The organism is Bradyrhizobium sp. P2_E8 (assembly GCF_056403875.1).
Genome location: NZ_JBFUES010000796.1, coordinates 1 through 3,537, shown reverse-complemented (window position 1 = coordinate 3,537; position 3,537 = coordinate 1). Strand labels below are relative to the sequence as shown.

Annotated in this window: 2 protein-coding genes and 1 tRNA gene; all 3 read right to left on the bottom strand. The window is 63.2% G+C overall.

Annotated features, from left to right (window positions below; genetic code table 11):
• Positions 1-242 precede the first annotated feature (242 nt).
• A tRNA-Val gene (locus AC1D00_RS31980) sits at positions 243-319 on the bottom strand.
• Between the two features lie 49 nt (positions 320-368).
• Entirely contained in the window at positions 369-773 is a 405-nt protein-coding gene (locus AC1D00_RS31975; RefSeq protein ID WP_025576560.1) for a GFA family protein, read from the bottom strand.
• 70 nt (positions 774-843) lie between these two features.
• Complete coding sequence (lon, locus tag AC1D00_RS31970; protein WP_027547359.1) at positions 844-3,267, bottom strand: endopeptidase La; 2,424 nt, start codon at positions 3,265-3,267, stop codon at positions 844-846.
• Positions 3,268-3,537 lie beyond the last annotated feature (270 nt).

The window sequence follows — 3,537 nt, the reverse complement described above, 5'->3', positions numbered from 1 at the left end:
GTCCGAGCGCGGCCTCGATCCGCCCTCGCAGAACCACCAGCCCGAAACTGTCGATCGGCAGATCCGAAAGCGGAGCAGACCAGTCGTGGTCGCCGGGCACTTCCTCCGCAATGATCTGGCGCAGCATCCGACGTCCCTTGGCAAGATCTTTTCACGCGACCGCACCGAGGGAAGCATTCCCTTGACCAGGGATCACATAACCCGACGCGGATGGCCGGATAGACCGCATCAGCAAGCGTATCTGGTGGGCGGTCACGGATTCGAACCGCGGACCCTCTCGGTGTAAACGAGATGCTCTAACCAGCTGAGCTAACCGCCCCTCGCCGCCTCTTTATCCCTACCCGCCCTCGGTGGGCAAGTACGGAACATCAATCCCCCGGCCTCCCCGGCAGCACCGGCACGGTGTCGATCCATACCGCCGCCGACTGGCACCAGATCTGCCGGCTGGGCCTCAGAGCGTCGCGCTGGCGGATGCTGCCCCAGCGGATGCCCCAATCGTCGGCCTGGTCGCCCTCGCCGCTGGTGAACAGCGGGGAACCGCAATCGGCGCAAAAATGCTGGAAGCGCATCCGGCCGTTGTCGCCGCGCTTGCCGTAGATTTTCGGCGTGCCGCCGGTGAGCCTGACGTCACCGGCGGAACAGATCGCGGTGACCCGGAACGGCGATCCCGTCAGCGTCTGGCAGTCCCGGCAATGGCAGATCGAGACCGCCTCGGGGTCGATCTCGGCCTCAAATGTGATCTGCCCGCAATGGCATTGCCCGTCGATCTTCATCGCCCTCGTTCCCTTGCCTCAAAACAAAAACGGCGCCCGAAGGCGCCGTTTTATCATCTTTCGCTCGAGATCAGTGAGCGGTCAGGCCGCCGGCGGCTTCGTCGCCGTCCGGCTTCACCGTCACCTTGGTGTCCTCTTCCCAGACGATCGGCACCGGCTTCTTCACCAGCGCCTTGGCGACGACGTCATCCAGCCGCGAGACCGGGATGATCTCCATGCCGCCCTTGATCGCATCGGAGATCTCCGTGAGATCCTTGGCGTTGTCCTCGGGGATCAGCACCGTCTTGATGCCGCCGCGGGCAGCAGCCAGCAGCTTCTCCTTCAGACCGCCGATCGGCAGCACGCGGCCGCGCAGCGTGATCTCGCCGGTCATCGCGACATCGTGGCGAACCGGGATGCCGGTCATGACCGAGATGATCGCGGTGGCCATCGCCACGCCCGCCGACGGACCGTCCTTCGGCGTCGCGCCTTCCGGCACGTGCACGTGGATGTCGCGCCGGTCGAACAGCGGCGGCTCGATGCCGTAGACGATCGCGCGCGAGCGGACGTAGGACGCCGCCGCCGAGATCGATTCCTTCATCACGTCGCGCAGGTTGCCCGTGACCGTCATCTTGCCCTTGCCGGGCATCATGACGCCTTCGATGGTCAAGAGCTCGCCGCCGACATCGGTCCAGGCAAGGCCAGTGACGATGCCGACCTGCGGCTCGCTCTCGATCTCGCCGAAGCGGTACTTCGGCACACCCAGCAGCTCTTCGAGAGACTTCTCGGTGACCTTGACCGACTTCTTCTTGGAGATCATCAGCTCCTTCACCGCCTTGCGGGCGAGTGTGGAGAGCTCACGCTCCAGGTTACGCACGCCCGCTTCGCGGGTGTAGCGGCGGATCAGCAGCAGCAGCGCGTCGTCATCGATCGAGAACTCCTTGGAGTCCAGGCCGTGCTTGGACACCGCGTTCGGGATCAGGTGCTTGCGCGCGATCTCGACCTTCTCGTTCTCGGTGTAGCCCGCGATCCGGATGATCTCCATGCGATCCATCAGCGGCCCCGGAATATTGAGCGTATTCGCGGTCGTGATGAACATCACGTTGGACAGATCGTAGTCGACCTCGAGATAGTGGTCGTTGAAGGTCCCGTTCTGCTCGGGGTCGAGGACCTCGAGCAAAGCCGAGGACGGATCGCCGCGGAAGTCGGCGCCCATCTTGTCGATCTCGTCCAGCAGGAACAGCGGATTGGACGACTTGGCTTTCCGCATCGACTGGATGATCTTGCCGGGCATCGAGCCGATATAGGTGCGGCGGTGACCGCGGATCTCGGCCTCGTCGCGCACGCCGCCGAGCGAGACGCGCACGAACTCGCGCCCCGTTGCCTTCGCGATCGACTTGCCGAGCGAGGTCTTGCCGACGCCGGGAGGTCCGACGAGGCACAGGATCGGTCCYGTCAGCTTGTTGGCGCGCGACTGCACCGCGAGATACTCGACGATGCGTTCCTTGACCTTCTCCAGACCGTAGTGATCGGAGTCCAGGATGGCCTGCGCCGATTCCAGGTCCTTCTTGACCTTGGACTTCTTGTTCCACGGGATCGACAGCAGCCAGTCCAGATAGTTGCGCACGACGGTCGCTTCCGCGGACATCGGCGACATCTGACGCAGCTTCTTCAATTCGTGCTGCGCCTTCTCGCGCGCTTCCTTGGAGAGCTTGGTCTTGGAGATCTTCTCTTCGAGATCGGCGAGCTCATCGCGACCGTCGTCGTCGCCGAGTTCCTTCTGGATCGCCTTCATCTGCTCGTTGAGATAATACTCGCGCTGGGTCTTCTCCATCTGGCGCTTGACGCGCGAGCGGATGCGCTTCTCGACCTGGAGCACCGAGATCTCGCTCTCCATCAGGCCCAGCACCTTCTCGAGGCGCGTGGTGACCGACAGCGTCTCCAGGATGCCCTGGCGATCCGCGATCTTGACGGCGAGATGGGAGGCGACGGTGTCGGCGAGCTTGGCGAAATCGGTAATCGCCTGCACGACGCCGACGACCTCGGCCGAGATCTTCTTGTTGAGCTTCACATAGCTCTCGAAGTCGGACACGACCGAGCGCGCCAGCGCCTCCGCCTCGACCGACTTCGCATCGGTGTCGGCCAGGGCAATGGCGGTCGCTTCATAGTAGTCGGCGCGATCGGTGTATTTCTGCACGCGCGCACGCTCGAGCCCTTCGACAAGCACCTTCACGGTGCCGTCGGGAAGCTTCAAGAGCTGGAGCACGCTGGCAAGCGTACCGGTCTCGTAAATCGCATCGGGCGCCGGATCATCGTCGGACGCGTTCTTCTGCGTTGCGAGCATGATCAGCGCGTCGTTCTTCATCACCTCTTCGAGCGCGCGGATCGACTTCTCGCGGCCGACGAAGAGCGGCACGATCATGTGCGGGAAGACGACGATGTCGCGCAAGGGAAGCACGGGATAAGCGTGCGTCTCGCCATGGACGATGGTTGGCCGGGGTTTTGGATTAGTCATGGCCTTTTCCTTTTGCTTTGCCCCCTTGCACGCAGCCCGCCATGCTCATGCGCAACCGCCACAAGGTGCCGAGGTGATCCACAAAACCGGTCTACCATTCGAAGGGCGGACCGGGCTTGCCGGATCGGAACTGAGGCGAATCTTGAAGAGAATTCACGCTCGCCGCCGACATTAGGTGGCTATCGACCCGGGGGGTGTCAAGTCATTGAAAAACGCGCGCCATCAGGCGCTTACGCACACGGGTAAGCGACGCAAACTCGGCTGCGGAGA

Coding starts and splice junctions, on each gene's coding strand:
- AC1D00_RS31975 (WP_025576560.1), bottom strand. CDS start 773: ATGAAGATCGACGGGCAATGCCATTGCGGGCAGATCACATTTGAGGCC.